At 70.9% G+C, this 24,858-nt stretch carries 25 protein-coding genes and 1 tRNA gene; 11 read left to right on the top strand and 15 right to left on the bottom strand.

The annotated features are described in order from the left end of the window. Positions 1-3: 3 nt before the first annotated feature. From NKG98_RS15700 to NKG98_RS15715, 4 genes are all read right to left on the bottom strand, one after another. Positions 4-1,320 carry a hypothetical protein gene (locus NKG98_RS15700; protein ID WP_254767015.1) on the bottom strand — a complete coding sequence of 439 codons (1,317 nt, stop codon included), beginning with the start codon at positions 1,318-1,320 and terminating at the stop codon, positions 4-6. A 66-nt stretch (positions 1,321-1,386) separates the two neighbouring features. Next, positions 1,387-1,815, bottom strand: a complete 429-nt coding sequence (locus tag NKG98_RS15705) for a universal stress protein (RefSeq protein WP_254767017.1) — start codon at positions 1,813-1,815, stop codon at positions 1,387-1,389. A gap of 79 nt (positions 1,816-1,894) precedes the next feature. Then, on the bottom strand, positions 1,895-2,257 hold the full coding sequence (locus NKG98_RS15710) for a hypothetical protein (protein ID WP_254767019.1): 363 nt from the start codon (positions 2,255-2,257) through the stop codon (positions 1,895-1,897). A gap of 1 nt (position 2,258) precedes the next feature. Continuing rightward, the gene (locus NKG98_RS15715; protein WP_254767021.1) at positions 2,259-2,498 is read right to left on the bottom strand and encodes an amphi-Trp domain-containing protein; all 240 of its coding nucleotides are present in this window, start codon (positions 2,496-2,498) and stop codon (positions 2,259-2,261) included. Positions 2,499-2,651: 153 nt separating this feature from the next. Here NKG98_RS15715 and NKG98_RS15720 point away from each other — a divergent pair, with 153 nt between their 5' ends. Continuing rightward, on the top strand, positions 2,652-3,482 hold the full coding sequence (locus NKG98_RS15720; protein ID WP_254767023.1) for an NAD(+)/NADH kinase: 831 nt from the start codon (positions 2,652-2,654) through the stop codon (positions 3,480-3,482). Between the two features lie 6 nt (positions 3,483-3,488). Here the strand turns inward: NKG98_RS15720 and NKG98_RS15725 are convergent, their stop codons facing one another. Beyond that, positions 3,489-4,127, bottom strand: a complete 639-nt coding sequence (locus NKG98_RS15725) for a DsbA family oxidoreductase (RefSeq protein ID WP_254767025.1) — start codon at positions 4,125-4,127, stop codon at positions 3,489-3,491. 43 nt (positions 4,128-4,170) lie between these two features. Further along, positions 4,171-4,893, bottom strand: a complete 723-nt coding sequence (locus NKG98_RS15730; protein ID WP_254767026.1) for a DNA-directed RNA polymerase subunit epsilon — start codon at positions 4,891-4,893, stop codon at positions 4,171-4,173. 564 nt (positions 4,894-5,457) lie between these two features. Here NKG98_RS15730 and mptA point away from each other — a divergent pair. Further along, the gene (gene mptA, locus NKG98_RS15735; protein ID WP_254767028.1) at positions 5,458-6,390 is read left to right on the top strand and encodes a GTP cyclohydrolase MptA; all 933 of its coding nucleotides are present in this window, start codon (positions 5,458-5,460) and stop codon (positions 6,388-6,390) included. Here the strand turns inward: mptA and NKG98_RS15740 are convergent. From NKG98_RS15740 to NKG98_RS15750, 3 genes are all read right to left on the bottom strand, one after another. Continuing rightward, a complete protein-coding gene (locus tag NKG98_RS15740; RefSeq protein WP_254767030.1) occupies positions 6,387-7,190 on the bottom strand; it encodes a TrmB family transcriptional regulator in 804 nt (267 codons plus the stop codon). The genes mptA and NKG98_RS15740 overlap by 4 nt on opposite strands. An 82-nt stretch (positions 7,191-7,272) precedes the next feature. Beyond that, the gene (locus NKG98_RS15745; protein ID WP_254767031.1) at positions 7,273-8,913 is read right to left on the bottom strand and encodes a DUF255 domain-containing protein; all 1,641 of its coding nucleotides are present in this window, start codon (positions 8,911-8,913) and stop codon (positions 7,273-7,275) included. A gap of 69 nt (positions 8,914-8,982) precedes the next feature. After that, complete coding sequence (locus NKG98_RS15750; protein WP_254767033.1) at positions 8,983-9,945, bottom strand: glycerophosphodiester phosphodiesterase; 963 nt, start codon at positions 9,943-9,945, stop codon at positions 8,983-8,985. 186 nt (positions 9,946-10,131) lie between these two features. On the opposite strand from NKG98_RS15750, the gene NKG98_RS15755 reads away from it, so the two are divergent. The 4 genes from NKG98_RS15755 to NKG98_RS15770 all read left to right on the top strand — a co-directional run bounded on the left by NKG98_RS15755 (position 10,132) and on the right by NKG98_RS15770 (position 13,498). Further along, positions 10,132-10,725: an FxsA family protein gene (locus NKG98_RS15755; RefSeq protein ID WP_254767035.1), complete on the top strand. Its 594-nt coding sequence runs from the start codon at positions 10,132-10,134 to the stop codon at positions 10,723-10,725. Positions 10,726-10,792: 67 nt separating this feature from the next. Continuing rightward, a tRNA-Ile gene (locus NKG98_RS15760) sits at positions 10,793-10,866 on the top strand. Positions 10,867-11,060: 194 nt separating this feature from the next. Then, positions 11,061-12,398 carry an APC family permease gene (locus NKG98_RS15765; RefSeq protein WP_254767037.1) on the top strand — a complete coding sequence of 446 codons (1,338 nt, stop codon included), beginning with the start codon at positions 11,061-11,063 and terminating at the stop codon, positions 12,396-12,398. Beyond that, the gene (locus NKG98_RS15770) at positions 12,395-13,498 is read left to right on the top strand and encodes a 3-hydroxyacyl-CoA dehydrogenase (RefSeq protein ID WP_254767039.1); all 1,104 of its coding nucleotides are present in this window, start codon (positions 12,395-12,397) and stop codon (positions 13,496-13,498) included. Before NKG98_RS15765 ends, NKG98_RS15770 begins: the two co-directional genes overlap by 4 nt. 31 nt (positions 13,499-13,529) lie before the next feature. On the opposite strand, the gene NKG98_RS15775 is transcribed toward NKG98_RS15770, so the two are convergent. Next, positions 13,530-15,182, bottom strand: coding sequence for a thiamine pyrophosphate-binding protein (locus NKG98_RS15775; RefSeq protein WP_254767041.1), 1,653 nt, complete (start codon positions 15,180-15,182; stop codon positions 13,530-13,532). A gap of 215 nt (positions 15,183-15,397) precedes the next feature. Between NKG98_RS15775 and NKG98_RS15780 the strand changes: the two genes are divergently transcribed. After that, complete coding sequence (locus NKG98_RS15780; RefSeq protein ID WP_254767043.1) at positions 15,398-15,580, top strand: hypothetical protein; 183 nt, start codon at positions 15,398-15,400, stop codon at positions 15,578-15,580. Positions 15,581-15,631: 51 nt separating this feature from the next. Beyond that, complete coding sequence (locus NKG98_RS15785; RefSeq protein ID WP_254767045.1) at positions 15,632-16,540, top strand: AEC family transporter; 909 nt, start codon at positions 15,632-15,634, stop codon at positions 16,538-16,540. Positions 16,541-16,574: 34 nt separating this feature from the next. Here NKG98_RS15785 and NKG98_RS15790 read toward each other — a convergent pair whose 3' ends face one another. After that, positions 16,575-17,003, bottom strand: a complete 429-nt coding sequence (locus NKG98_RS15790) for a DUF3006 family protein (protein ID WP_254767047.1) — start codon at positions 17,001-17,003, stop codon at positions 16,575-16,577. 177 nt (positions 17,004-17,180) lie between these two features. On the opposite strand from NKG98_RS15790, the gene NKG98_RS15795 reads away from it, so the two are divergent. Then, positions 17,181-18,866 carry an NADH-quinone oxidoreductase subunit D gene (locus NKG98_RS15795; protein WP_254767049.1) on the top strand — a complete coding sequence of 562 codons (1,686 nt, stop codon included), beginning with the start codon at positions 17,181-17,183 and terminating at the stop codon, positions 18,864-18,866. 58 nt (positions 18,867-18,924) lie between these two features. Here the strand turns inward: NKG98_RS15795 and NKG98_RS15800 are convergent, their stop codons facing one another. Together NKG98_RS15800 and NKG98_RS15805 are read right to left on the bottom strand one after the other, a co-directional pair. Beyond that, positions 18,925-19,212, bottom strand: a complete 288-nt coding sequence (locus tag NKG98_RS15800) for a DUF7553 family protein (protein WP_254767051.1) — start codon at positions 19,210-19,212, stop codon at positions 18,925-18,927. A 58-nt stretch (positions 19,213-19,270) separates the two neighbouring features. Beyond that, positions 19,271-20,689 carry a hypothetical protein gene (locus NKG98_RS15805; RefSeq protein ID WP_254767052.1) on the bottom strand — a complete coding sequence of 473 codons (1,419 nt, stop codon included), beginning with the start codon at positions 20,687-20,689 and terminating at the stop codon, positions 19,271-19,273. Between the two features lie 168 nt (positions 20,690-20,857). On the opposite strand from NKG98_RS15805, the gene NKG98_RS15810 reads away from it, so the two are divergent. Beyond that, on the top strand, positions 20,858-21,067 hold the full coding sequence (locus NKG98_RS15810; protein ID WP_254767053.1) for a hypothetical protein: 210 nt from the start codon (positions 20,858-20,860) through the stop codon (positions 21,065-21,067). Between the two features lie 7 nt (positions 21,068-21,074). Continuing rightward, positions 21,075-21,794 carry a class I SAM-dependent methyltransferase gene (locus NKG98_RS15815; RefSeq protein WP_254767054.1) on the top strand — a complete coding sequence of 240 codons (720 nt, stop codon included), beginning with the start codon at positions 21,075-21,077 and terminating at the stop codon, positions 21,792-21,794. 237 nt (positions 21,795-22,031) lie between these two features. On the opposite strand, the gene NKG98_RS15820 is transcribed toward NKG98_RS15815, so the two are convergent. Together NKG98_RS15820 and NKG98_RS15825 are read right to left on the bottom strand one after the other, a co-directional pair. Then, the gene (locus NKG98_RS15820; RefSeq protein WP_254767056.1) at positions 22,032-24,302 is read right to left on the bottom strand and encodes an LUD domain-containing protein; all 2,271 of its coding nucleotides are present in this window, start codon (positions 24,300-24,302) and stop codon (positions 22,032-22,034) included. After that, positions 24,299-24,805 carry an LUD domain-containing protein gene (locus NKG98_RS15825; RefSeq protein WP_254767058.1) on the bottom strand — a complete coding sequence of 169 codons (507 nt, stop codon included), beginning with the start codon at positions 24,803-24,805 and terminating at the stop codon, positions 24,299-24,301. Before NKG98_RS15825 ends, NKG98_RS15820 begins: the two co-directional genes overlap by 4 nt. Between the last annotated feature and the right edge of the window lie 53 nt (positions 24,806-24,858).

Consider the following 24,858-nt stretch of genomic DNA (forward strand, 5'->3'; position numbering starts at 1 on the left):
CCGTTACAGGTACCCCAGCAGCGTCCCGCCGAGTACCAGCACCCACGTCGCGGCGCCGGCGACGAGCATGTCGTTCCAGCGCGACTCGCGGGTCGCCCGCTTTGCGGCCCCGGCGGCGATCAGGCCGAGCGCGATCACGACGAGCATCCGCTGGCCGACCACGTCGATCGGCAGCGAGTCGACGCCGAGCAGGCCGTAGTCGAGCCAGATCGCGACCGCGAGGCCGCCACTCGCCGCCACGGCGGCGTCGAGGCGGCGTTCGAGCCCGGCGGCGAGCAGGTACGTCGCGGCGGGCAGGCCGACGCCGACGATCGGGTAGAGCAGCGCCGCGATGGCGTGCATCGAGAGGAAACCGGCGTGGCGTTCGAGGGCGATTCCGCCGATCCGGACCCCGAGGACGACCGCCACGGCCGTCACGACGAGCAGGAGGTGGCCGGTCTCCAGCCGGTCGGCCGCGGCGGCGAGGCGGCGCCGGTCCGTCTCGGTCAGCCGGTCGTCGACCGCCTCGCTCGCGCGCTCCCCCATCGTCGCGCCGACCAGCAGCGGCGCGAGCGCCAGTCCGAGGAGGTCGACGACCGTCGCCCAGCCGTCGGCGTCGGAGGGGCCGTCGTTGGCGAGGTAGACGCGGCTGACGTCGTCGCGCACCTCGATCCCGGGGAGGGCCATGAGGTCGGCTTCGAGGCGCGACTGGGCGGCCTCGACGCCGTCGACGCGGTGGCGCAGGGTGAACCAGTCGAAGTGCTCGGTGTGGGTCTGCATCGCGACCCAGTCGCCGTCGGGGCTCTCGTACAGCCGGACGTGGTAGCGCTGGCCGTAGTAGCTCCCGTCGTGGAGTTGCCCGCTCTCCTCGATCCACTGCCCGCCGTCGCCGTCGTGGACGTAGGCGTAGCGGGTCGCGCCGGTGGTCCGCGTCCACGCGATTTCCGTCGCGCCGAGTTCGAGCCCCTCGTCGACGGCGTCGACGCCGTCCTCGTCGGTCCCGTTTCCGACGTCCAGCGCGTGGGTTCCGGGGTCGGCCTCCTCGTGGGCCTCGTCGGTCTCCTCCCAGTCGGTGTCGCCGGCCTCGCGGAGGAGCCGCGTCACCTCGTCGGCGTCGCCGACGACGACGACGTTGATCGGACTGCGCTCCTCGAACGCCTGCCGCGAGTTGAGGTACGGCCAGAAGCCGCCGTCGCCGTCGTTCGGCCGCACGATCCCGGGGTCGTCGGTCTCCGCGGGGGCGACCTCGGCGGTCGACGGCGACAGCAACAGTGACGGGCCGCCGACGAACGCAGACGCGATCGCGAGCAGGACGGCCGCGACGACGACGGAACGGCGCATTCGACTCGGCGTTACGGGGGCAGCCGTATCAATCCTAGCCTCTCCGATACGTGCAGTGAGGGCGGCTCAGACGTCGGGACCGACGGTGAGGACGGGTGCGGGCGCCGTCCGGACGACGCGCTGGGAGACGCTGCCGACGACGTTGCGCTCGTAGTCGTCGCCGCTGGTTCCCATCACGATCAGGTCCGCACCGACGGCGGCGGCGTAGTCGACGATGCGCTCGGCCGGGTGGCCGGTGTCGACCGCCGTCTCGGCGGCGACGCCGCGTCCGTCCGCGGCGGTCGCCGCCCCGTCGACCGCTTCGAGCGCGCGCTCGCGGAGGTCCTCGCGAACCGCTTCGACCCGTTCGTCGTCGAGGACGAGGAACGCGCGGTCGTCGACGACGGAGAGGACGTGCAGCGTCGCACCCCGCGTCTCGGCGACGTCGATCGCGTGCTCGAGGGCGGTCGCCGACTGCTCGCTCCCGTCGGTGGGAAAGAGGATGGTCTCGTACATCCGTACCGATCGTTCGGTCGGGGCGGAAAAGAACTTCTCCATCCGTTCTCGTGCCGCGGGAACCCCGAAATCGGGGGGTTCAGGCGCCCGGAATGCCGAGCGCGTCCGGCGCGACGATCCCGAGGACGGAAAAGCCGTAGACGATCGCCACGGCGACCGCCCACGCGACGACGCCGATCGCCACCGCCGTCCCCCAGCCGCCGGGGTAGCGCCAGTTGATGATGCCGACCCAGGCGATCAGCATCAACACCACGCCCAGAAGCGGGATCCAGCCGACGAGGTAGCTCGCCGCCGCCCAGACGATCGCGCCGATCAGGGCGGTCAACACGGCGTTTCCGAGGCCGGCGTCCGAGTCGACGATCAGCCGCGCGCCGACGAGGATGGCGACCGTCCCGACGACCAGACTGAGCGCGAAGATCAGGGCTGCGTCTACCGCCGACATCTCAGGGTTTCCAGCTAAGTTCGAGTTCGATCGTCTCGCGCTGCCCGCGAATCTTCGACGATCGTTCGATGACCTCGATCGAGACGTCGACGTTGTTCGCCGGCTGGAGGTGTACCATCCGGTTCCCGACGCCGATGGCGATCTCGTCGTCCCCGCGTTCGAGTTCGTCCGCGAGATTCTGGAGGTACTCCGCCAGTTCGGGGCGCGTCATCGTCTCGTCGGCTGTCGTCCGTTGAGCCATGCCGGACAGTAAGCGGCGTCCGCGGGAAAAGTATGGTCAGCGAACACCCGCGTAACACGATTTTACTCCGATTCGGCTGTCATCCGGACGTTGCGCTCGCCGGCCGGGTCACGACAGGGGGCTTTTTGGCCGCCCGGGGGCTACCGGCGGACGATGGAGGTCGACGTCGGAATCGTCGCCCAGCGCGACAACGAGCGGGCCCGCACCCTCGCCGCGAGGCTGGTCGAAGCGATCGAAGACGGCGGCGACCGCGCGGTCGTCGACGAGTCGACCGGCACCGCGGTCGACGCCGAGACGGTCCCGGTCGCCGAGATGAACGGCTGTGACTTCGTCGTGAGCATCGGCGGCGACGGCACCTTCCTGTTCGTCGCGCGCGAGGCCGGCGACGCCCCGATCCTCGGCGTCAACCTCGGCGAGGTCGGGTTCCTCAACGCCGTCGCGCCCGAGGACGCCGTCGACGCGGTGACCGACCTCGTCGCGGACGTCCGCGAGCGCGGCGCGGTCGACGGCCGCGAGGTGAGTCGACTGCGCGCCTGCGGCGACGGCTGGGACCTGGCGCCCGCGCTCAACGAGGTCGTCGTCCACGGCCCCCGGCGGGGCCGCGGCGGCGGCGTCGACGTCGAGGTCCGCGTCGACGGCCGGACGTACGCATCGAGTCACGCCGACGGCGTCCTCGTCGCGACGCCGACGGGGTCGACCGCCTACAACCTGAGCGAGGGCGGGCCGCTCGTCCGCCCGACGGTCGACGCGCTCGTGGTCACCCAGATGTGCGCGGCCGAGGCGATGCCGCCGCTGGTCGTCGATCAGGGAAGCGACCTCTCGCTCGTCCTCTCGGGGACAGAAGCCGCCTACGTCATCAGCGACGGGCGCAACCGGCGGCGGGTCGACCCCCCGGCCGAGGTGACGGTCGAACTGGCCGACGACGCGGTCACGCTGGCCGGCCCGCCGGTGAGCTTCTTCGACGCGCTCGGAAAACTCGAGTGAGCCGGGTTACGAGCCCTCGACGAGTCGTTCCAGCCGTTCCGGCGGCACGACGCCGCGGGCGGCGTCGCCGTCGGCGACGAACGTCGGGACGCCCGTGACGCCGTCTCGCTGGGCCTCGGCGAACCGCTCGTCGAGGCGCTCGCGGAGACTCTCGTCCGCGGTCGCCTCGCGGACCTCGTCGGCCGGGAGGCCGACGTCGGCGGCGAGGTCGGCCAGCACGTCCGCGTCGCCGATATCGCGGCCCTCGCGCCAGAGCGCGTCGTAGATCGCGCGGTCGAAGGCGAGCCAGCGGTCGGGGTGCTCCTCGCGCACGTAGAGGGACGCCTGCTGTGCGAACAGCGAGTCGACCTCGGTCGCTATCTCCTGGGCCATCTCGACGTCGTAGCGCTCCTGGAGTCGGCGGACGTTCTCCCGCGCCCGCTCGTAGTACTGTTCGTCCTTGCCGTCGTCGGCCGAGCGGTCGATCGAGCCGTCCGGCCGGCGCTTATCGCGCCGGAGGTCGAACGGGTGCCAGTCGACTTCGAGGGGGTCCTCGCGGGACTCGCGGTACCGCCTCAGGGACTGTCGCCCGAGGAAACAGAACGGGCAGACGTAGTCGGCGTAGACGACGATCCGGTCCGTCGCGTCCGCGTCGGTGGACGTCACGGTCGGAGTAGGGCGTCGCCGCACAAAAGTCGCCGGAAGTCGGTCAGGCGTCGGCGCGGTCGCTCCCGTCGCTCGCCGTCTCGGGGAGGTTCGGGTCGCGGTGGGGGTTGCGACCGTACGCCGGCAGTTCGTCGTCGAGTTGGGCCTTCAGCACCCGACGGAGCCGGTTGAGGCTCGTCGTGTCGAGGCCGTGCTGGGCCGCGAGACGCTCGAACGTCGGGTCGTCGGTGATGTCGTGGGCGCGGTACTGGCCGAACAGTTCGTCCATCCGCTCGGGCGAGAGCGACCGCACGTCGAGGTCGTCCAGCCCGAAGTACGCCCGCCGGTCGACGTCGACGACGTGGCGGATCACCACGAGCGCGACCTTCGAGATGGCGCGCTGGCTACCGAACTCGGTGAGATCGATCTCGTCCATCACGCCCAGCGCGAGGTCGCGCTGCCACGGCGTCAGTTCGAGGGCGTTGCACAGCGCCTGCGTGGTCCGCAGTCGGTCGAGGCGGTGGGCGCGCTCGCCGTACCCCGGCGTGGCCGCGTGCTGTTCGTCGTGGAGTCGGCGGACGCTCTCGGAGAGGTCCGCGTTCGGCGACTCCGCTCGTCCGATGACGGTCGCACTCGGCGTGACGATCCCCCACCGGCGGACGGTCGCGTCCCGCTGGACCTCGGCCCGCGAGAGCGATCCGGACCCGGGACGCGTCTCGAGCCGTCGCTCGTCCTCGGCGGCCGTCGGTTCGACGCCGGCCCCGGTCGAGGCGCCGTTCCAGCTCATCTCGTTGGTGGCTCGGACGTAGACCGTCAAAAACCCTCGCTCGCATCCTCGCGGATTGATACGTTCCGTCGGACGAGCGTCGGACGGATTCGAGACCCGCGCCGGGGTCGGAGGGCCGGACGAACGACGAGAGCGAGGCTCGAACGGGCCGTACCGGCGGCTCGACGCGATCGGTCGACCGGCGAAAATCCCTTCGTAGCTTCAGCTTGTGACGAGAGGCACTTAAAGGGTCCCGGGGGTCGGGGTTCGATGCGGCAGTCGGACGAGCGAGCCCGGCCGCTCGGCGGAACGCGGAAGCGAGAGAACCGCGAAAAGCGACGATCTCCCGTCGTATCTCCACCTTGTGACCAGAGACACTTAAAGGCCGTCGAGGCCGCGCCCCGCTCTCGGACGGCCGAAGGCGCGGCTCGAAGCGACGAATCGTCCGAAAATCCCCTCGTATCTCCACCTTGTGACCAGAAGCACTTAAAGGACGCCGGCGACCGACCGCCGCGGCGGGTCGGACGCTCGACGGGAATGCTCCTTTCGAAAGGCCTAATCGGCCGCTGTCCCGAAGAAACGTCAATGAGTCACCAGCTGCCGGACGTGCAGGCGACGTCGCCCGAGGTCACCGTCGGACTGAACCGGGTCGGCGTCACGGGCGTCGACAAACTCGTCAAGATCGCCCGCGAGGACGACCGTCCCATCGTCCTGACCGCCGAGTTCGAGGTGTTCGTCGACCTCCCCTCGTGGCGCAAGGGGGCGGACATGAGCCGCAACATGGAGGTCATCGACGAGACCCTGGAGGAGGCGACCCGGGAGGAGGCCTACCGGGTCGAGGACGTCTGCGGCGACGCGGCCGAGCGGCTGCTCGAGAAACACGACTACACCTCGCGCGCGGAGGTGTCGATGACCGCGGAGTTCATGCGCCGCGAGCACACCCCCGCGAGCGACCGCGAGACCCAGCACACCGTCGACGTCGTCGCCTCCGCGACGGCGACCGACGAGGGCACCCGCGAGGAGATCGGCGCCCGCGTCACCGGGATGACCGTCTGTCCCTGCTCGCAGGGGATGTCCGTCGCCCGCGCGAAGCAGAAACTCGAGGACCTCGACGTCGAGGCGGAGGTCATCACGGAGTTCCTCGACGAGATCCCCCAGCCGGGTCACTCCCAGCGGGGCCACGCGACGCTCGCGATCGAGGCCGACGGCGCCCCCGACGTCGACCTCAACGACGTGATCGACGTCGCGCGCGACTCGATGAGCGCGCACATCTACAACCTCGCGAAACGCCCGGACGAGGACCACATGACCTACGAGGCCCACGCGAACGCCAAGTTCGTCGAGGACTGCGTGCGCTCGATGGCCGAGGGCGTCCTCGAGGAGTTCGGGCACCTGCCGGACGACGCCGTGATCACGATGAGCCAGTCGAACGACGAGTCGATCCACCAGCACAACGCCCACGCGGAGCGCGTCGTCGAGATGGGGACCCTGCGCGCGGAAGTCAACGGCGAGGACTAGAACTCGAGTGCCGTCGCCTCCTCCCAGCGCGGGAGGAACTCGTCGTGGACGTCGGTGGCGAACTCGGGGTCTTTGAGGTCGATCATGCCGAACGCCTCACCGGAGGAGAGCGGGTTCGGCACCTGGATGCAGACCTCGACGTCGTCGATGATGTCGAACGTCCCCGTCACGTCCTCGCTCGTGCGCACCGCGAAGTCCTCGCGCGACTGCAACGCCCGCTGGTAGCGCCGGCCGACGCTCGGCGAGAGCGAGTCCACGAGGTCGCGGCTCATCAGGACGTCGACCTCGACGCCGCGGTCGAGCGCGTCCTCGAGGTTGGCGAGCACCTCCTCCCCGACGGTGCGGATGTCGATCTGCGGGGAGGGGTCGGCGGCGACCATGACGATGTGGCGGTCGGCGGCGGTCAGCCGTTCGAGCAGGAGGTCGATGGTCTCCTCGGGGCCGACGGCCGCGGTCCAGAACTGATCCTCGACGGGTTCGGCCGCCTCGAGTTCGTCCGAGAGTTCGTCGACGATCGACTCGTACTGCTCGGCTTTCTCCTCGAGTTCGCGCTTCTTGTCGTCGAGCAGGCGGTCCAGCGCCGTCGCGGGTTCGACCGCGACGTACTTCTTGGGACGGCTCGCGGTCTGGCTGCGCACGAGGTTGTACTGCTCGATGCTGTTTAACACGTCGTAGATCCTCCCCATCGGGACGTCGCTCGCGCGGGACAACTCTTTGGCGGTTGTGGGCCCCGTATTCAGCAGCGCCCGGTACGCGCGCGCCTCGTACTCCGAGAGGCCGAGGTCCCTGAGAGTGGCCATGTCGATGTAACTTCCGACCGCGAAGATATAAACCCTGTGGTAGTTTTACAACCGAGGGATTGTTGACCCGCGGTCCGCCGCCTCACTCGAGCAGCGATCGGACCCGCTCGCCCACCGCCGCGGGGGTCTCGGCGGGGTCTGCCGTCCGGTCGCCGCGTTCGACCACGACGGTCCCCGCCGAGACCCCGTCGGCTTCGGGGACGACCACTTTCTCGTGGTCGGCGACGCGCAGCGCGGCCCGGTGGAGGTCCGCGCCCGCGTCGGTCCCGACCCGGACGACCAGCGGTTCCTCCAGGAGGCGCGCCGCGACCGAGGCGTAGCGGGCGACCTGCACGCCGAAGCGGTCGCTCGCGCCCGCGAAGTCTTCGAGGGTCTCGCGGGCGACCTCGCGGTAACGCGTCTCGCCGGCGTGGACCGAGAGGTCGAGCAGCGCGTCCGCAAGCGCCACGTTGTCGTCCAGCGGCCGGAGCGGCCGCGAGAGCAGCCCCGCGCCGGTCGCGGCCGCGTCGACGAACGAGTCGCCGTCGCGCAGGCGGTCGATCGTCGCGTCGGCGACCGCGACCGCCTCCGCGGTCGTCTCCGCCCCGAGGACGCTCCGGGCCGAGAGCAACGCGCCCAGCACGCGCGCCTGGTTCGCGAGCAGGCACCGCTCGCCCTCGTCGCCGTCCTCGCGGTAGTGGACGACGACGCCGTCGTCGAGCAGGTCCTCGCGCAGCGTCCGGAGCGCCCGCTCGGCGTACCGGCGGGCGCGCTCGTCGTCGGTGTAGGCGTGGTAGGTACACAGCGCCTCGACCGCGAGGGCGTTCGCGCCCGCGAAGACGGTGCCGTCGACCGGCGGGTCGGCCGCGGCCTCGCGGTCGCTCGCGTCGAGGGTGTAGTCCTCCGGGTCGCCGGGGGCCTGACTCGCGGCGAACGCGCCCGCGCCGCGGTCGGCCCGCCACAGCGTCGTCGTCAGGTACTCGATGGTCCGCTCGGCGGGCCCGCGGTACTCCTCGCGGCCCGTGTAGAGGTAGGCGTTCGCGAACGCGCGGACGAGCGCGGCGTTCGAGTCGAGCAGCTTCTCGTGCTGGAGGCCGGCCCAGTCGCGCTCGGTCGCGAAGCGGTAGAAGCCGCCCTCGTACTCGTCGAGGAGGTTGGCGGCGACGGCGTCGAACGACCGCAGCGCCATCTCGCGGTCGCGCTTGAGCGCGAACTCCAGTGCGTCCGGCAGCGGGAACTTCGGCGCCTCGTCCCAGCCGCCGGCGACCTCGTCGTAGCGCTCGGTCAACTGGCCGAGCATCGCCCGTTCGACGTCGGGCGTGAGCTCACCGGACGGGGGGTCGTCGTCCTGCAGGGGCCGGGGGATCCGTCCGGCGTCGGCGCCTTTCGTCTCCCACATCGTCCGGACGCTGTCGAGTACCTGCCGGAGGCCGTCGGGGCCGAGGTAGCCCGCGCCGGTCAGCAGCGAGCCGTCGGGGGCGAGAAAGACCGTCGACGGGAACCCGCCCATGTTGTACCGGTCGCGGACGCGCGGGCGGCGGTCGACGTCGACCCGGACGGGGACGAAGCCGTCGTTGACGTTCGCCGCGATGGTCGGGACGGCGTAGGTCTCCCGATCCATCTCGTGGCAGCCCTCGCACCAGCTCGCGGTGAGCGAGAGCAACACGGGGACGTCGGCCTCGGCGGCCGCCGCGAAGGCGTCCTCGCCCCACTCGCGCCACTCGACCCGCGTGACGTCTTCCATGCTCGGTTCGAGGCACGTCCGCGGGGTAAGACCTTCGTTCGCGGGCGGGACCGGCGTCGGCACGGGCCGTCAGCCCCCGCGGAGCGCGCCCCAGCGGACGACGCCGGCGTAGTCGACGAACAGCCCGTCGACGCCGGCGTCGACGAGTTGCTCGACCTCGTACCAGGTGTCGACCGTCCAGACGTTCACCGGCAGGTCGCGGTCGTGGGCCTCGGCGACGACGTCGACCGCCTCGTAGGACTCGTCGTCGAAGAACGGCGTGCCGTGGATCATCTCCATCGGCGGGTTGATCGCCTCGGTGTCGTACTCGTCGGTGACCGCGAGGCCCTCCTCGATCGAATCCCACAGGAGGTACGCCGCGGGCAGGGCCGGCGCGAGGTCCCGGACGGTCGCGAGCGCGCCCTCCCAGAACGTCGAGAACAGGAGGTCGTTCTCGTAGCGAGTGGCGACGTCGAGCACCGTCTCGAGCCACGCCCACTCCTCGCGCTCGGCCTCGGGGTCGTCAACGCGGCCGAACTCCACGTCCGGCGACCCGGCCTTGATGTCGACGTTGACGCCGACCGACGACGGTACGGCCTCCATCGCCTCCGCGAGCGTGGGGACCGTCTGGCCGCTCTCCATCACTTCCGCCGAGAAGACCGTCTCGGACGGCGTCTCGTAGATCACGCCGTCGACGTCGGTCAGGCTCCCGAGGTGTGCGTCGTGGAAGACGGCGATATCGCCGTCACCGGTGGGGAAGACGTCGAGTTCGACCCAGTCCGCTCCCCGCCGGGCGGCGCCGTCGTTCGACCCGCCCCGCGTCGAGAGTTCGAACGCCGCGACGGTGTTCTCGGGATAGGTGTCCGCGTAGCCGCGGTGTGCGATGACCGTCGCCCGGTCGTCGCGGCCCTCGCGACCCTCGCCCGCGGCGTCGGCGGCGCGCTCGCCGTCCGATCCGACCGCGCCGACCGCCGACGCCGCGGCGCTTCCGGCGACCGCCGCGCCCGTTCCAGCTACGAACCGCCGTCGGTTGAGCATGCTCGCGTCTCGCATGACGTCCGCGTGGCCCACGACCCGCGACGTATACGTTTCCGTGAGATACAGGAATTGATTACTACCGAAGGCGACTCGCAGGTTCGTTCGGCCGCGGCGCCGTCGCGGGAACCGTCGGGAGTCCGGCCGAATCCCGGGCCGAAACGAGAGTAAAGCGTTTTCACCTTTCGGAAGCTACCTGCGGGTATGCTCCGGTGGCTCTTCGCGCTGTTGCTCATCCCGCTTCTCGACGCGGTGTTGCTGGCGGTCCTCGTCAGCCAGTTCGCGGCGGTTAGCTGGGTCGCGATGGTGTTGCTGGTCGTCCTGACGGGCCTCGTGGGGATGTTGCTCGTCCGCGCGGAGGGCCGCCGGACGATCCGGAAGATCCAGCGGTCGCTCTCCCGCGGCGAGCCGCCGACGAACGAACTGCTCGACGGCGCGTTGCTGATCGCCGCGGGCGCGTTCCTGCTCACGCCGGGGCTGGTGACCGACCTCATCGGCTTCCTGCTGGTGTTCCCGGTCACCCGCATTCCGATCCGGGCGGGGATCAAGCGGTTCGTCGTCGTCCCGTACGTGGACAAGAAGGCCGACGGCTTCGCCTCCGGGAACGTCTGGACGTTCGGCTTCCCGCAGGGCGAGGGGTCGCCGGGCGGGACGACCGGCGGGTCACGTTCGACGGGAACGGGCGGCACCTACGACCTCTCGGAGGACGCCTACACCGTCGAGGAGGACGACGACTCGTACACGATCGACTTCGGCGACGAGTCGTCCGGGGACGAGGACGACCGCCGCGCTCGCTAGCGGTTCTCACGGGTCCCCGAGAAAGAAACGTTTAAACCTCCCACCGGGCAACGTGGTGATGCGAAGCGGGCCAATAGCTCAATTAGGTTGAGCGCCACTCTGATAAGGTGGAGGCTCTCGGTTCAAATCCGAGTTGGCCCATACTTCTGCGACGGACGATTTTGCGAGTGGCATCCTGCTCGGTCTCGAACGGTCCGTAGACGCCCGAAAACGCCGGGCAGGTCCAACACCGCGGCCGAGTCCGGCGGGCGCGGTCGAACGGTCCGGCCGATTGCACGGGGCCTCCGATCCGAGTCGGGTGTATCTTTATTACTGGTCAGCGGGACAGCAGTTCCATGGCCGATGGTAGCGCACCACGAGACGGGACGGATCCCATCGGACTCCTCGACGCCGTCGCGATCGAAGTCGGTCTCATCGTCGGCGGTGCGCTGTTCGCTCTCGTCGGCGTCGGCGTCTCGATCGCCGGTGCCGGGGTGCTCGTTTCCTTCGCCATCGCGATCGCCATCGCGGCGCTCGGGCTCGTTCCGACCGCGCTGCTGGGGGCGACGGTTCCCACGACCTGCGGTCACTACCGGTATCCCGCGCGGTTCGTGTCGCCGCCGCTCGCGTTTCTGGCGGCGTGGGGCCTGGGCGTCAGCATGTTCACCGGCGGCCTGCCGCTGTACGCGTTGACGGCCGGCGAGTATCTGACGTCGCTGGTCTCGCTCCCGCCGGCGGTACTCGGTCTCGCGGTGTTGACCCTGTTTTTCGTGCTGAACCTCTTCGGCATCCGGCTCGCCGCCCGCGTCCAGACGCTCATGTTCGTCGCGCTCGTGGCCGCGCTCGGATCCTTTATCGCGTTCGGCCTGCCCGCGGTCGACGGCGCGAACCTGACGCCGCTGTTTGGCGATCCCGTGGGCATCGTCGCCGGCGCGGGCGTCCTCTACTTCGCGTGTCTGGGCGCGAATTTCGTCATCGACGTCGGCGGCGAGGTACGGGACGCCACCGTCACGATCCCCCGGTCGTTTCTCGTCAGCGTGCCGCTCGTGTTCGTACTCTACGTACTCGTCGCGGCCGTCGCCATCGGTGCGGTCGGCGTCGAGACGATGGCGAACGAGACGCTCTTCGTGCCGGCCGAACTGGTCCTCTCGCCCGCGTTTCAGACGCTGTTCGTCGTCGGCGGGGCGCTCTTTGCCGTCGCGACGAGTCTCAACGCCGCGTTCATCCTGATCCCGCGGTACGCACGCGCGCTCGTCGAGGACGGCATCTTTCCCGCCGTGTTCGGCGTCACGAACGATCGGTTCGGGACCGCCCACTGGACCCTGCTCGCGACCTACCTGCTCGGCGCCCTCGTCATGCTCGCCCCGCTCCCGTTCGAAGCCCTCGGAACGATGCTCGCGTTCGGCGGCGCGCTGGTGGTCACCGCGGTGATGCTCGCGGTCGTCGCCGTCGTCCGCGATCCGCCGCCGGAGTTCGACCCGTCCACGTTCCCCGTCCCGACCCGGTACGTCCGCTGGATGGCCGGGCTCGCGGTCCCGTCGAACCTGCTTCTCATCGCGTTGCTGGCGACGCAGTCGACGCGGCTGTTTCTCGTCTGGCTCTCGCTGCTCGTCGCCGGATTCGGCGTTTACGTCGTCCGAACGAATTATTACGACGCGGAGGGCACCTCGCCCACGGAGCATCCGAGACGATGACCGTCGAGACTACGGGCGTGGTCGGCGCCGGGCTCATGGGGCGTGACATCGCCGGGCTGTTGGCGAACGCCGGATACGACGTGGCGCTCGTCGACGTCGATCCGGACGCGCTGGATCGAGCGCGGGCGGTTCACGAATCCGCTCTCGCGGACGAGTTACGGGCGGGCGGACTCGACGTCTCCGGGACGCCGGCCGACCGCATCGCCTACGGGACGGACCTCGAAGCGCTCTCGGACGCCGACTTCGTCGTCGAAGCGGTCCCCGAGGACCTCGAACTCAAACGCGACCTCGCCGGTTCGCTGGAGGGCGTGATCGACGACGACGCCGTCCTCGGAACGAACACGTCGTCGCTGACCCCCGGCGACGTCGCCGCTGGCATGGAGCGTCCCGAGCGGGTCGTCCTCTTTCACTTCGCGAACCCGGCGATGCGCCGCGACCTCGTCGAGGTCGCCGGCGACGACGCGACCGATCGCGCACTGGAGACGGCCCACGACGTCGCGCGGGCGATCGACCGCCGGCCGATCCGGCTCCGACGGGAGTACAGGGCAAACGGGCTGTCTCGTCTGTCGGCGAGCATCAAGTGCGCCGCGACGTGGGAACTCCTCGAAGCGGCGCCGGCCGCGGTCGACGTCGGGGCCCGAAACGTCGGGTTCGACCGCGGACCGCTGGAGTTGATCGATCTCATCGGTCTCGACGTTCACCTCGCTACCGTCGACAACCTGGCCGAGACGTACGGCGACCGGTACGCACCGCCACCGGAGTGGCGCACCCGGATGGAAGCGAGGGTCGCCGACGGCCGTCTCGGGAAGAAAACCGGCGCGGGATTTTTCGAGTGGGACGGCGAGACGTGTGTGATCCCGGAGCCGGCGGAACCGCACGACGTCACGCCGATCCTGGCGGCGCTGGTCAACGAGGCCCACCGTCTGGTCGACGACGGCGTCGGGGACCCGGAGACGATCGACGAGATCCTGAAACGCGGCTCCGGCGGCGACGTCGGGCCGTTCGACGTCGAGGCGATGTTCGGCCGCGAGTCGCTCCGCGAGACGCTCGAACGCCGGCGTCGAGAGACGGACGCGCCCGTCTACGAGCCCGTCTTCTGACCGCGGACCGGATACCGGCGGTGTCGCCCCCTCACACGAGTATCGGGGGCATGGCGTACGGATCGACCTGGACGTCGAGCAGCGTCGGCTCGTCGCTCCCGATCGCCCGTTCCAGTTCGTCGACCAGCGCCGCCGGCGTTTCGACTTTCGCTCCACGACAGCCGAATCCGCGAGCGACCTGCGCGTAGTCGACGCCCTCGTGGAACTCCGTCGAGAGCTGGAAGTTGTCCGTGGCGATCTGGCTCGCCTTCGAGGAGCCGAGCCCGTCGTTGTTCATCACGACGACGGTCACCGGGAGCGATTCCCGGACCGCGGTCTCGAGGTCCGCGACGTGATAGCCGATGCCGCCGTCGCCCGAGAGCGCGACGACGGGGCTGTCGGGACGGGCGACCTGAACGCCGAGCGCTTGCGGCAGCGCGGCGTTGATGCCGTCGCTGCCGCGTGCCTGAACGTACCCGAGTCCGGGCTCCTCGACCTCGTAGAACGCCCCGGTGAAGAACCCGGAGAAGCTCGTCGCACTGACCAGCACGCCGTCGCCGGGGACGAGGCGATTCAACTCGGCGACGACGCGCTGGGGGAGCACCGGTTCGTCGTCGCTCGCGAGTTCGTCCTCGTGGAACTCGCGCCACTCGGCGCGGTCGGTCGCGAGCCGTTCGATGCGGTCGGCCCGCGACTCGTAGTCGTCGGCGTCGACGCGTTCGAGCAGGCCGTGGAGGGTCTCGCGAACGTCCGCGAGGATTCCGACGTCGGGCTCGACGTTTCGGCCCAGCCACGCCGGGTCGAGGTCGACGTGGACGACGGACGCCTCGTCCGGAACGAGCGACCACCCCACCGTCGTGAGGTCGCCAAAGCGCGTCCCGAGGCCGATCACGAGGTCCGCGCTCTCGAGTGCGTCGTTCGCGACCTCGCAGAACCCCCACCGGCCGGCGACGCCGAGCGCGTACGGTTCGGTCTCCGCGACGGCGCCTTTCCCGTTGATCGACGTGACGACCGGCGTGTTCGTCCGCCCGGCGAACGCGGCGAGCGCGTCGCTCGCGCCGGCCCGGACGACTCCCTCCCCGGCGAGGACGACCGGCGCGTCGGCCTGCTGGAGTAACTCGACGGTCGAGGTCAGTTCGGTCTCGCCCGGTGCCGGCCGTTCGGCCGGATAGGTCGCGTCGAGGGCCTCGGACGGCGAGTAGTCGGACGACGCTTCGAGGACGTCGCCGGGGACGTTGACGTGGGCTGGCTTCGGTACGCCGGTCGTCATCCGCCGGAGTGCGGTCTCGACCGCCTCGACCGCGCGGCTCCCCGATTCGACGTCGTACGTGACGCTCGCGTGCGGTTCGAGGATGGCCTCGTTGTCGGCGTCCTGGATGACCTCGCGGCTGCGGATTCCGCGCTCGTTGTCCCCCGTGATCGCCAGGACCGGACTCGATGCGCCGTCGGCCTCGCACAGCCCCGCACCCATGTACGCGGCGCCGGGGCCGCCGACGCCGTCGACGACGCCGACACGCCGACCGGCGCGCGCGTAGCCGTCCGCCATCAGCGTCGCGCTCGCCTCGCTCCGGGCCAGGACGTGTCGAATCGACGACGCCGCGAGGCTCGAGTAGTAGGGATCCATCTGCTCGCACGGGAACCCGAACACCGTATCGATGCCGCTCGTTTCGAATACTCCGACGATCTGGTCTGTCGTGTCTGTCATCGTGGCTCAACTCGAACCGCGTCTCGATCCCCCATGCGAGTCAATCGCACAAAAAGATGTGCCCGAAAACTGACGTGACGCGTTACAGACGGCGATCCGGCGGGCGGATACGATACCCGCCGGAGGATTTATCCGTCGAATCGACGACGACCTCCGTGAGAATCGATGACAGAACGCGTTCTGGTTCTGGGTGCCGGTGGCGTGATCGGACGGAAATGCAAGACGCGACGAGTACGGCCGCGTCGGTCGGCACGGAACTCCTGCTCGACGGTCGACTCGACGGCGGCGCCGGCGTCCGACCGCCCGAGGTGGCCGTCCCCCCGGAACCGTTCGTCGACCGCCTCCGGTCGGAACCCGGGCTGGAGTTCTGGACCGGACGCTGTCGAAGAGTCGCGTGAGCGACGCCGACGACCGCACGATACAAGGGCGCGCTCCACTCGAACCCTGATATGGAACTCCTCGGCCGGTTGGCGGCGCTGCTCGTCCTGCTGGTGGCGGGGACCGGCCTGCGACTCGTCGGCCTCCTCGACGAGTCCCGGACGGCGCGGCTGAACGCCGTCGCCTACTACGTCGCGCTGCCGGCGCTCGTCTTCGTCTCCACGTACGACCGGGCGATCGGCGACCTCCTCTCGGCGGAGTTGCTGGCGGGGCTCCTCGCGGTGCTGTTCGCGACGGCGGCGCTGGCGTGGCTCGTCCACCGGAACCGCCCGTCGAGCGCGCGCCGGAGCGTCGCCATCGTCCAGTCGTACCACTCGAACCTCGGCTACCTCGGCCTGCCGCTCGTCGCGGCGACGTTCGACGCCGACGTCACCGCGATCGCGAGCGTGATCCTCGGCGTCTTCTCGCTGGCGCAGGTCCCGCTGACGATCCTCGTGCTCGTGCGGATCACCGACGGCGACGCGACGCTCGGCCACGAACTGGGACGGCTGGTCCGGAATCCGGTGCTGGCGGCGCTGGTCGCCGGCCTCGCGGTCGGGTCGACGGCGCTCGTCGTTCCGGGGCCCGCCGCGGCCGGCCTCGACGCGCTCGGCTCGGCCGCCCTCCCGCTCGCGTTGCTCTGTGTCGGCGCGTCGCTCGAACTCGACGCGCCCTCGCTGGACGTCGGGGCGACGGGTTCCGTGATCGCGCTCAAGGTCGGGTGCATGCCGGCGCTGGCGTGGCTCGTCTTCTCGCTGCTCGCCGTCGACGCCGCGACGTTCACCGCCGGCGTCGTGATGCTCGGGACGCCGACGGCCGTCTCGACGTTCGTGTTCGCGAGCGAACTCGGCGGCGACGCGGCGTTCGCATCGCTCAACGTCTTCGCCACGACGGTCGCGTCCGTCGGGACGCTGTTCGTGCTGATCCTCCTGGTGGCCTGAGGGGGCGACTCGTTCGTCGGCCGGTGTGACGCGGCTACGGCCGCTCGCGGAGACACTCCAACCGGCGACGACGCCACCGGCGTCGTCGCGCCGTCTCGCGGTCTAACGGCGCCGCGTCGACGAGGTCGCCGTCCTCGACGGTGACGAGCAGGACGTCGCCGTCCTCGACGTCCGGCAGGTCCTCGCGGGGGACGACCAGCTGATCGACCACCTCGCCGTCCGCCTCGAGCAGCAGGACGACGTGTTCGCCGTCGACGACCCGGTCGACGACCGCGACGGACGTGCGAGGGCGGTTCGCGCGGCCGGCGCCGAGGGTCGGTTCGGCGCCCCGTTCGAGCCGTTCGCAGGGCGGTGTGGCGGCTTCGGCCCGTACGCCGGCCGCGGCCGGGAGCGCCAGCGCGGCGGCGAGAAGCGAGGCGAGCGTTCGCAGTGCGGTTCGACGCGTGCTGGCTGTGCGCGACATGGGCCGTCTGGCCGCGGATTCCTACATAAACTCGCGGACGGGCCGACGGACGTGACGAGCCGTGACAGTCGGTTCGAGCGGAGTCTTTGCCTCGCTCACCAAAATACTCAACCCCGTGTCAGGAATACGTTCCACGGAGCGCGCCGGGGCTCCCGCGCGACTCAGGAGACCGATCCGATGAGCGAGACACCACAGCGCGAGCGCGACCGCATCGACCCGGAGTTCGACCACCTGCGGGCGGAGGGGGTCGACGAGGAGCGACTGGAGGAGTTGCTCGACCCCTACGCGATCGGCCGGGACGACCACGAGAACGCCCCGGCGTTCGTGATCCGCGCCGACGAGGTGCAGGCGGCGCTGACGACGCTGCGCGACGAGGCCGGCTTCGACCACCTCTCGTGTATCACGGCCCAGGAGTACGAGGACCGCTACGAATCGATCTACCACCTGACGAAGTACGACCAGCGGACCCACGAGGTGAGCCTCGTCGTCCCGCTGCCGACGGACGACCCGGTCTGCCAGACGGCCGAACCGGTGTTCAGGTCGGCCGACTGGGCCGAACGCGAGAACTTCGACCTCGTGGGCATCGCCTACGAGGGCCACCCCGACCCCCGGCGGATCCTCCTGCCGGAGACGTGGCAGGGCCACCCCCTCTCGCTGTCGTACGATCAGGACAGGCCACAGGTCGTCCGGTTCGCCGAGCACGCGAACCCGCTGGAACCCGACCACCGCGACGCCGAGTCGGACACGATGTTCCTCAACATCGGGCCACACCACCCGGCGACCCACGGCGTCTTGCACCTGAAGACGTCGCTTGACGGCGAGACGGTCGCCGACGTCGACCCGGACATCGGCTACCTCCACCGCTGTGAGGAGCAGATGTGCCAGCAGGGCACCTACCGCTACCAGATCATCCCGTACTCGAACCGCTGGCACTACACGTCGAACCTGCCCAACGAGTGGGCCGTCGCCCGCGCCATCGAGGACCTCGCCGACATCGAGGTGCCCGAGTACGCGCAGGTGCTGCGGACGATGTCGACGGAACTCGGGCGGATGCTGGGACACTTCCTCGCGCTGGGGACGTTCGCGCTGGACGTCTACGGCGACTTCACCGCCATCTTCCAGTACGCATTCCGCGACCGCGAGGAGGTCCAGAACATCCTCGAAGACCTCACCGGCCAGCGGATGATGTTCTACTTCTTCCGGCTTGGCGGGGTCGCCTGGGACCTGCCGGAGCCCCGCGAGGAGTTCATCGAGAAGACGCGCGACTTCCTCGACGGCCTGCCACGGAAGATGGACGAGTACCACGCGCTGCTGACGGGCAACGAAATCTTCCAGCTACGCTGCGTCGACACGGGCCACCTCGACCCCGAAACCGCCAAGCAGTACGGCTGTACGGGCCCCGTCGCCCGCGGTTCGGGGATCGACTACGACCTCCGCCGGGACGACCCCTACGGCTACTACCCGGAACTCGACTGGAACGTCGTCACCGAGGACGGCTGCGACAACTACTCGCGCGTGCTCGTCCGTCTGGGCGAAGTCGAGGAGAGCGCCAAGATCGTCGAGCAGTGTCTGGACCTGCTCGAAGATTGGCCGGCGGACGAGCGGACCGTCCAGAGCAACGTCCCCCGCACCCTGAAGCCGGAGGCGGACACCGAGACCTACCGCGCCGTCGAGATCGGAACGGGCGAACTCGGCATCTACGTCCGCTCGGACGGCTCGAACAAGCCCGCGCGGTTCAAGATCCGCAGCCCGTGTTTCCACAACCTCGCGGCGCTGCCGGAGATGGCCGAGGGCGAGTACGTCCCGGACCTGATCGCCTCGCTCGGCAGCCTCGACATCGTCCTCGGGAGCGTCGACCGCTGACGGCGACGCTGCGGCTCTCCTCGCGCTCGCGTCCGTGCTGCCGGCCCGCGACGCCCGCTCACCCCTCGGTTCGCTCCCTGAGGTAGGCCAGACAGTACTCCCGGGCCTCCTCGATCCGCTCGGCGGCGTCGCCTTCCGCCTCGTCCTCCAGCCCCGCCAGTTTCTCGGCCACCTCGGACACGCGGTCGACCTTCGGCCCCGGGTCGTCCTGGGTCCGCGCGCCGTCGAGTTCCTCGGCCAGCCCCTCCTGCAGCGAGTCGACCTGCGTCTGGACCGGCCGGTCGGCCGCGTCGCTCGCCCGCCGGAGTTCCTCGCGCGCCCGTTCGAGGGAGTCGGCTTCGCCCATAGCTCCGCTCACGGCCGCCGGACGGAAAGCGACCGGGCGGCGAGCGCCGGGCGCGGCCTCAGCCGTCGCGCCACTCGACGGGGCCCGCGGCCGCGAGGTCGGCGGCGAGCGCGTCGAACCGCTCGAACGACAGCGGCGGCGGGTGGGCCCGCCGCGCGCGTATCTCGTCGGGGAGGTCCGCGTGGTAGCGCACGAGCGTCTCGACGTCGTAGGGGTAGGCCGCCGGGTCGACGCCGACGAAGCCGCTTCGCTCCCGCGCGCGGTCGAGCGCCGCCCGCCACCGCGAGGCGGGGGCGAAGCCCGCCGACTCGACGCCGTGGGAGAACAGCGTCGCCCGGACGTCGTCGTACGGCCGCGTCCCGTCGAGGTACGATTCGAGGCGCCGCACGTCGGGCCGGGTGTTGAACGCCGCCCAGTACGGCACGGAGCCGGTTCGCAGCGTCCACCACGGCTCGACGAGCGCGAACGACTGGACGAGCAGCCGCCCCGACGGCCGCCCCCGCTCCGCGTACCGGCGCCGGTAGCAGTCGGCGACGAACGCGCTCAGTTCCCGGGGGTCGTCGAACGAGAGCCGGCGAACCTCGTAGCCGCGCTCGTCGGCGAGGCGCTCGACGTCCTCGCGGAGCGCGGGGTCGAAGCCCCACTCGGCCTCCGGGACCGTCCCGTCGGGGTCGGGGGTATCCCACGTCCGCCGGTCGGCGCCCCGAGCGGCGAGGAATCGAGCGATCCGCTCGCTGCCGTCGTAGTACTCCCGCGGGGCGAGGCCGCCGAGGCCGCCGACCTGGTAGGTGTGGCGGTCGCCGAGGTCGACCGCCGGCCACTCGTAGCCGCACTCGACGGTGACGACCGTCCCGCCCGGTTCGAGGACGGTCCCGAGGAACTCCTCGTAGGCCTCGCCGAGGCGACGGCTCTTCGTCCGGAAGTACGCGAGCCGCCGGACCATCAGCCGGTCCTGGTTCGGGTCGTGCATCTGGTGGAGGGCGACGTCGGGGTTGGCCGCGAGGAACGGCCCGGCGTGTCGGGCGCCCCACGCGGCGTCCTCGCGGATCGCGTCGGGGTGTAGCGACCGCCTGACGGGAACGAGGAACGTCTGGGGGAGCCACGGAATCCCGAGCAGGGCGGCGAGGAACACCGCGGCGCCGTTGCTCGACCCGATCAGCACCGCCGGGTACCCTCTGGCGGGGTACCGCTCGGTGACCCAGCGGCGGAAGGCCTCGACGTCGACGTCCCCCAGCCGTCCCGGCGGCGTCCCCTCGTTCGCTCCGCCCCACGTGTACGCCGAGGTCCGCACCCGGCGGGGGAGGCGGTTGAGAAGGGGCGTCGCCGCCGTCAGCTTCGGGTGGACCAGCCCGAGCGCGGGGAACTCCTCGCCGCGGAGGTAGCTGGCGGTCGCGCGGACGAAGACGGTCGTCGAGTCGAAGTTGGCGAGGCCGTGGGGGGTCGACCGGTCGGCGGCGAGCAGCCGCGAGAGCCTCATCGGTTCGACGGACCGGCGGTCGATGTCGGTGGCGCTGTCGGTCGCACGGAGCCGTCGCCTACCACGGCCGGACGGTTAATACCCGCCGGCTCAGGTGACGGGCCAAGCTTCAACCGTGCCCGCGGCGTACGTCGGCCGCCACGGAACGCGGTTCGTGGACGTGATACCATGGGATCCGAGACAACGGGAGGAGACGCACTGGATCGGCGGCTGGCCGACGGCGTGCCGGTCGCCGACGGCTCCGGCGAGACCGGACGGGACGAGACGGACGCGGAGTCGGACGACGAGGACGAAGACGAGGACGAGTGGGACCGGCAGGACGAGACCGACGCCGAGCCGCCGCGGGAAGGCGAGGACGAGGACGACGCGGACTCGTAACCGTCGAATGCGCGACCCGCTGGGCCTGCTCAGACGCGGTCTCCGACGCCCGCTGAAGATCCCGCGGTACGTCTTCGGACTTCTGGTCCCCTCCTCGCGGTGGGGGCCGACGTGGCGCAAGCGCGGCGGGGTCGTCCGCTTCGAACCCGGCGGCTACGCCGCGAGTCCGCGCGACCGGCCCGAGTTCGCCGCGAACCTCTACTACGAGGCCTCCGGGCTGTGGGCGGCGCTTGCGGCCCACCTCGACGAGCGGCCGGCGCGCTCGCTCGAAGTCGGCTGCGGCTACGGGCGGCTCTCGCCGTGGATCGCGGCGTGGTCCGACGAGTTCCTCGGCGTCGACCCCGACGAGGGGGCGCTCGACCGGGCGGCGACGCTGTACCCCGGCCTCGCGTTCGCCCCGGGGCGGGCGGACGCGCTGCCGGCGCCGGCGGACGCGGCCGGGCTGGTCGTCACGTGGACGGTCCTCCAGCACGTCGACGATACGGCGATTCGCGCGGCGGCGGCCGAGATCGAGCGGGTGCTCTCCCCCGGCGGGACGCTCGTCTGCTGTGAGCGAACCGGGCCGCCGGGCGACGGCCACCTCCACCCGCGGTCGGTCGGCGCGTACGACCGGCTGTTCGCCGGCCTCGACCTCGTCGACGTCCGCCAGCGGCCCGCCGAGCCGACGTGGGGCGAGTCGATGCCGTCGGCCCGGCCGCCCGAGCGCCTGCTGGTCTTCCGGGGGTGACGGCGGGGCGTCCCGATACCCAACTGGTTAGGCGCAGCCTTCCTGTCCGCACGTGCGCTACGGTAGCGTACCGTCCGGAGACGGACGGCGGCCCCGGGGGCGCACGTGGGAAAACGACGGGGCCGATTTTCGATTCCCTCCCTCCCTCCCGAGGAGACCCCGTGTGCCGGCGGACGGGGGCTGCCACGGACCCCGTTCCGTCACCCCTGCCGAACCCTCCGTCCACCTCGCCCGCGATCACCGCCGGTCGGCGCGTCCGGCCGGGCGGGCGGGGTCGATCACCGTCGCCGGGTGCGCCGGCTCGCGTGCCAGCAGGTCGTCGAGCTGGTCGCCACAGGAGGCGCCGCTGGCGACGACCCGCCGGTCGCGGGTCCCGTCGCTCGTGAACTGCGCCCGGAGACGGTCGCCGACGTCCAGACTCAGGTCGTAGTACTCCGCCTTGTAGCCGAAGCTCCCGGCCATCCCGCAGCACTCGACGTCGCTCTCGACCACGTCGTAGCCCAGCCGTTCGAGGACGGCCGTCGTGTAGGCATCGAGGCCGAGCGTCCGCGCCTGACAGTGGGCGTGGTAGGCGACGGCCTCGTCGCCGGCACGCAGGCCGTCGGGGTCCGCGTCCGCTTCCAGCAGGCCGTAGACGTACTCGAACAGTTCGTAGCTGGCGTCGGCGAGGCGCTCGAACGCGGGGTCGGGGAGGAACCGCTCGTAGTCGCGCCGGAACATCGCGAGGTCGGAGGGTTCGATCACGACCACGTCCCGGCCCGCGTCGAGGTGGTCGGCGAGCGCGGCGTACACCTCGTCCGCTTTCGCGTCGGCAGTCGCGATCATCCCCTGCGAGAGCGGCGCGCGGCCGCTCTCGGGGACCGCCGGCATCCGGACGCGGACGCCGAGGGCTTCGAGGACGCGGACGGCGGCCTGCCCGCGCTCGACGGCGACGTAGTTCGTGTAGACGTCGGGGTAGAGGACGACCTCGCGGTCGGCGTCGGAGACCCGGGAGCCGCGGTCGGCGTACCAGTCCCGCAGCGTCTCCCGCCTGAACTCGGGTAGCCGCCGGCGGGCGTCGATCCCGGCGACGCGTTCGAGGAGCGCGCGGGCCGGTCCCCAGCCGGCCAGCCGGTTCGAGAGCGGGGCCGTGGCGCTCGCCAGTTTGGCGAGGGTCTCGTAGTTGCCGAACAGCCGCTTTTGCAGGTCGAGACCCGCGGGCTCCTCGTCGGGGACCAGTTCGTCGTAGACGAACGCGAACCGCCCGGGGTCGTCGCCCCGGTTCAGCCGGTCGCGGACGACCGCGTTGATCCACGGGATGTCGATCTTCACGGGACACTGGTTCACGCAGCGCGTACAGCCCGTACAGAGGTCGTTGAACTCGGCCGCGGCGTCGTAGCCGTGGACGCCGGCCTCCCAGCCGGTGGCGATCCCGCCCGAGTAGGTCTCGCCGCCGAAGGCGTGGCCGCCGACCGACTGGAAGTTCGCACACGAGTTCGCACAGGCCGAACACCGGATGCAGTACAGCGTCTCCTTCAGGTGTTCGTCCTCGCGCATGGCCGTGCGGCCGTTGTCGACCAGCACGAGGTGGAACTCGCGTTCGTCGGCGGTCTCCGGCGAGAGGGGGTCGTCGTCGCCGCGGTCGAGCGACGGCGAGTCGACCGGCGGCGTCAGCACCGAGACGTACGACGTGATGTCCTGACCCGTCCCCGACTTGCCGATCAGTTCGACGAACGGCCGGAGGTCCTCGACGGCCGGCACGATCTTCTCGACGCCGGCGACGGCGACGTGGACGTCGGTCGCCGTCACCGTCTTGCGGGCGTTGCCCTCGCTCGTGACGAGCGCGATCGACCCCGAGTCGGCGGTGACGAAGTTCGCGCCGGTCATCCCGACGTCCGCCTCGCGGATGCGCTCGCCGAGGAACGCCCGGGCGAACCGCGTCAGGTCCGCGGCGGTTTCGAGGTCCTCGTCGGGGTCGAACCGCTCGTGAAACAGCTCTGCGATCCCCTCGCGGGACTTGTGGATGGCGGGGGCGACGATGTGCGAGGGGGCCTCGTCGGCGACCTGCAGGACGAACTCGCCGAGGTCGGTCTCCCAGACGTCGACGCCGTCGGCGTCGAGCGCCTCGTTGACGTCGAGTTCCTCGGTCGTCATCGACTTCGACTTCACGACCGTCTCGGCGCCCGCGTCGGCGACGACCTCCCGGACGTAGCGGTTGGCGTCCGCGGCGTCGTCCGCGAGGTAGACCGCCCCGCCGTTGTCCTCGACGGCCTCCCTCGTCGACTCGATCAACTCCGGGAGGGTCGCGATGGCGTGCTCTTTGATCTCCCGGGCGCGCGTCTTGAGCGCCTCGTACTCCTCGAGGTCGGCCACCGCGTCGTATCGCCCCCGGTTGAACGTCAGGGTGTTACGCTCGACGGCGTCGCCCTCGGTCGCCAGCAGGTGGCGGATGCGGGCGGCCTTCGCCTCGCGGGAGTCGGTGTCGGTGTCGGTGTCGGTGTCGGTGTCGGCGTCGACGTCGGCGCTCATCGGTCCTCGATCACCACCGCGCGAACCGCCTTCGGTCCGTGGGCACCCGTCACGAGCGCGCCCATGTCCGCCGTCGCGCTCGGGCCGGTCGCGAGCACCGTATCCGCGTCCCCGTCCCGGACGGCCTCGCCGAGGCGGTCGAACGCCGCCCCCATGTCCGGGAGGACGTCGCTCGCGGCGACGACCGCCACGTGGACGTCGGCGTAGAGGCTGGTCGGCTCCTCGCCGGCCGGCGAGGCCCGGATCGCGACCGAGCCGTAGTCGGCGACCGCGAAGTCGACGGCCGTGATCGCGGTCGTCGCCGCCTCCAGTTGCGCCGGCGTCGGCGCCGTCTCGACGCCCTCGGGGAGCGAGACGCCGTCGAACGGGAGGGGAACGCCGACGACGGGGGCCTCGACGCGGTCGGCGAGGACGGCCTCCGCGCCGGCGGCGTCCGTCCGCTCGACCGCCACGTCGAGTCGACGCAGGGACGCTTCGAAGGTCTCCGTGACGTCGGTCTCCATTGGTATCGCGTTATCACCTATCACAATGATCGTTTCGCCGGTCCGGCGCGCTC

The sequence above is a fragment of the Salinilacihabitans rarus genome (assembly GCF_024296665.1).
Taxonomy (GTDB): Archaea; Halobacteriota; Halobacteria; order Halobacteriales; family Natrialbaceae; genus Salinilacihabitans; species Salinilacihabitans rarus.

Excerpts from the sequence above, each read along its gene's own strand:
- NKG98_RS15700 (WP_254767015.1), bottom strand. The coding sequence starts at position 1,320 with ATGCGCCGTTCCGTCGTCGTCGCGGCCGTCCTGCTCGCGATCGCGTCT.
- NKG98_RS15705 (WP_254767017.1), bottom strand. The coding sequence starts at position 1,815 with ATGTACGAGACCATCCTCTTTCCCACCGACGGGAGCGAGCAGTCGGCG.
- NKG98_RS15710 (WP_254767019.1), bottom strand. The coding sequence starts at position 2,257 with ATGTCGGCGGTAGACGCAGCCCTGATCTTCGCGCTCAGTCTGGTCGTC.
- NKG98_RS15715 (WP_254767021.1), bottom strand. The coding sequence starts at position 2,498 with ATGGCTCAACGGACGACAGCCGACGAGACGATGACGCGCCCCGAACTG.
- NKG98_RS15720 (WP_254767023.1), top strand. The coding sequence starts at position 2,652 with ATGGAGGTCGACGTCGGAATCGTCGCCCAGCGCGACAACGAGCGGGCC.
- NKG98_RS15730 (WP_254767026.1), bottom strand. The coding sequence starts at position 4,893 with ATGAGCTGGAACGGCGCCTCGACCGGGGCCGGCGTCGAACCGACGGCC.
- mptA (WP_254767028.1), top strand. The coding sequence starts at position 5,458 with ATGAGTCACCAGCTGCCGGACGTGCAGGCGACGTCGCCCGAGGTCACC.
- NKG98_RS15740 (WP_254767030.1), bottom strand. The coding sequence starts at position 7,190 with ATGGCCACTCTCAGGGACCTCGGCCTCTCGGAGTACGAGGCGCGCGCG.
- NKG98_RS15745 (WP_254767031.1), bottom strand. The coding sequence starts at position 8,913 with ATGGAAGACGTCACGCGGGTCGAGTGGCGCGAGTGGGGCGAGGACGCC.
- NKG98_RS15750 (WP_254767033.1), bottom strand. The coding sequence starts at position 9,945 with ATGCGAGACGCGAGCATGCTCAACCGACGGCGGTTCGTAGCTGGAACG.
- NKG98_RS15755 (WP_254767035.1), top strand. The coding sequence starts at position 10,132 with ATGCTCCGGTGGCTCTTCGCGCTGTTGCTCATCCCGCTTCTCGACGCG.
- NKG98_RS15765 (WP_254767037.1), top strand. The coding sequence starts at position 11,061 with ATGGCCGATGGTAGCGCACCACGAGACGGGACGGATCCCATCGGACTC.
- NKG98_RS15770 (WP_254767039.1), top strand. The coding sequence starts at position 12,395 with ATGACCGTCGAGACTACGGGCGTGGTCGGCGCCGGGCTCATGGGGCGT.
- NKG98_RS15775 (WP_254767041.1), bottom strand. The coding sequence starts at position 15,182 with ATGACAGACACGACAGACCAGATCGTCGGAGTATTCGAAACGAGCGGC.
- NKG98_RS15780 (WP_254767043.1), top strand. The coding sequence starts at position 15,398 with ATGCAAGACGCGACGAGTACGGCCGCGTCGGTCGGCACGGAACTCCTG.
- NKG98_RS15785 (WP_254767045.1), top strand. The coding sequence starts at position 15,632 with ATGGAACTCCTCGGCCGGTTGGCGGCGCTGCTCGTCCTGCTGGTGGCG.
- NKG98_RS15790 (WP_254767047.1), bottom strand. The coding sequence starts at position 17,003 with ATGTCGCGCACAGCCAGCACGCGTCGAACCGCACTGCGAACGCTCGCC.
- NKG98_RS15795 (WP_254767049.1), top strand. The coding sequence starts at position 17,181 with ATGAGCGAGACACCACAGCGCGAGCGCGACCGCATCGACCCGGAGTTC.
- NKG98_RS15800 (WP_254767051.1), bottom strand. The coding sequence starts at position 19,212 with ATGGGCGAAGCCGACTCCCTCGAACGGGCGCGCGAGGAACTCCGGCGG.
- NKG98_RS15805 (WP_254767052.1), bottom strand. The coding sequence starts at position 20,689 with ATGAGGCTCTCGCGGCTGCTCGCCGCCGACCGGTCGACCCCCCACGGC.
- NKG98_RS15810 (WP_254767053.1), top strand. The coding sequence starts at position 20,858 with ATGGGATCCGAGACAACGGGAGGAGACGCACTGGATCGGCGGCTGGCC.
- NKG98_RS15815 (WP_254767054.1), top strand. The coding sequence starts at position 21,075 with ATGCGCGACCCGCTGGGCCTGCTCAGACGCGGTCTCCGACGCCCGCTG.
- NKG98_RS15820 (WP_254767056.1), bottom strand. The coding sequence starts at position 24,302 with ATGAGCGCCGACGTCGACGCCGACACCGACACCGACACCGACACCGAC.
- NKG98_RS15825 (WP_254767058.1), bottom strand. The coding sequence starts at position 24,805 with ATGGAGACCGACGTCACGGAGACCTTCGAAGCGTCCCTGCGTCGACTC.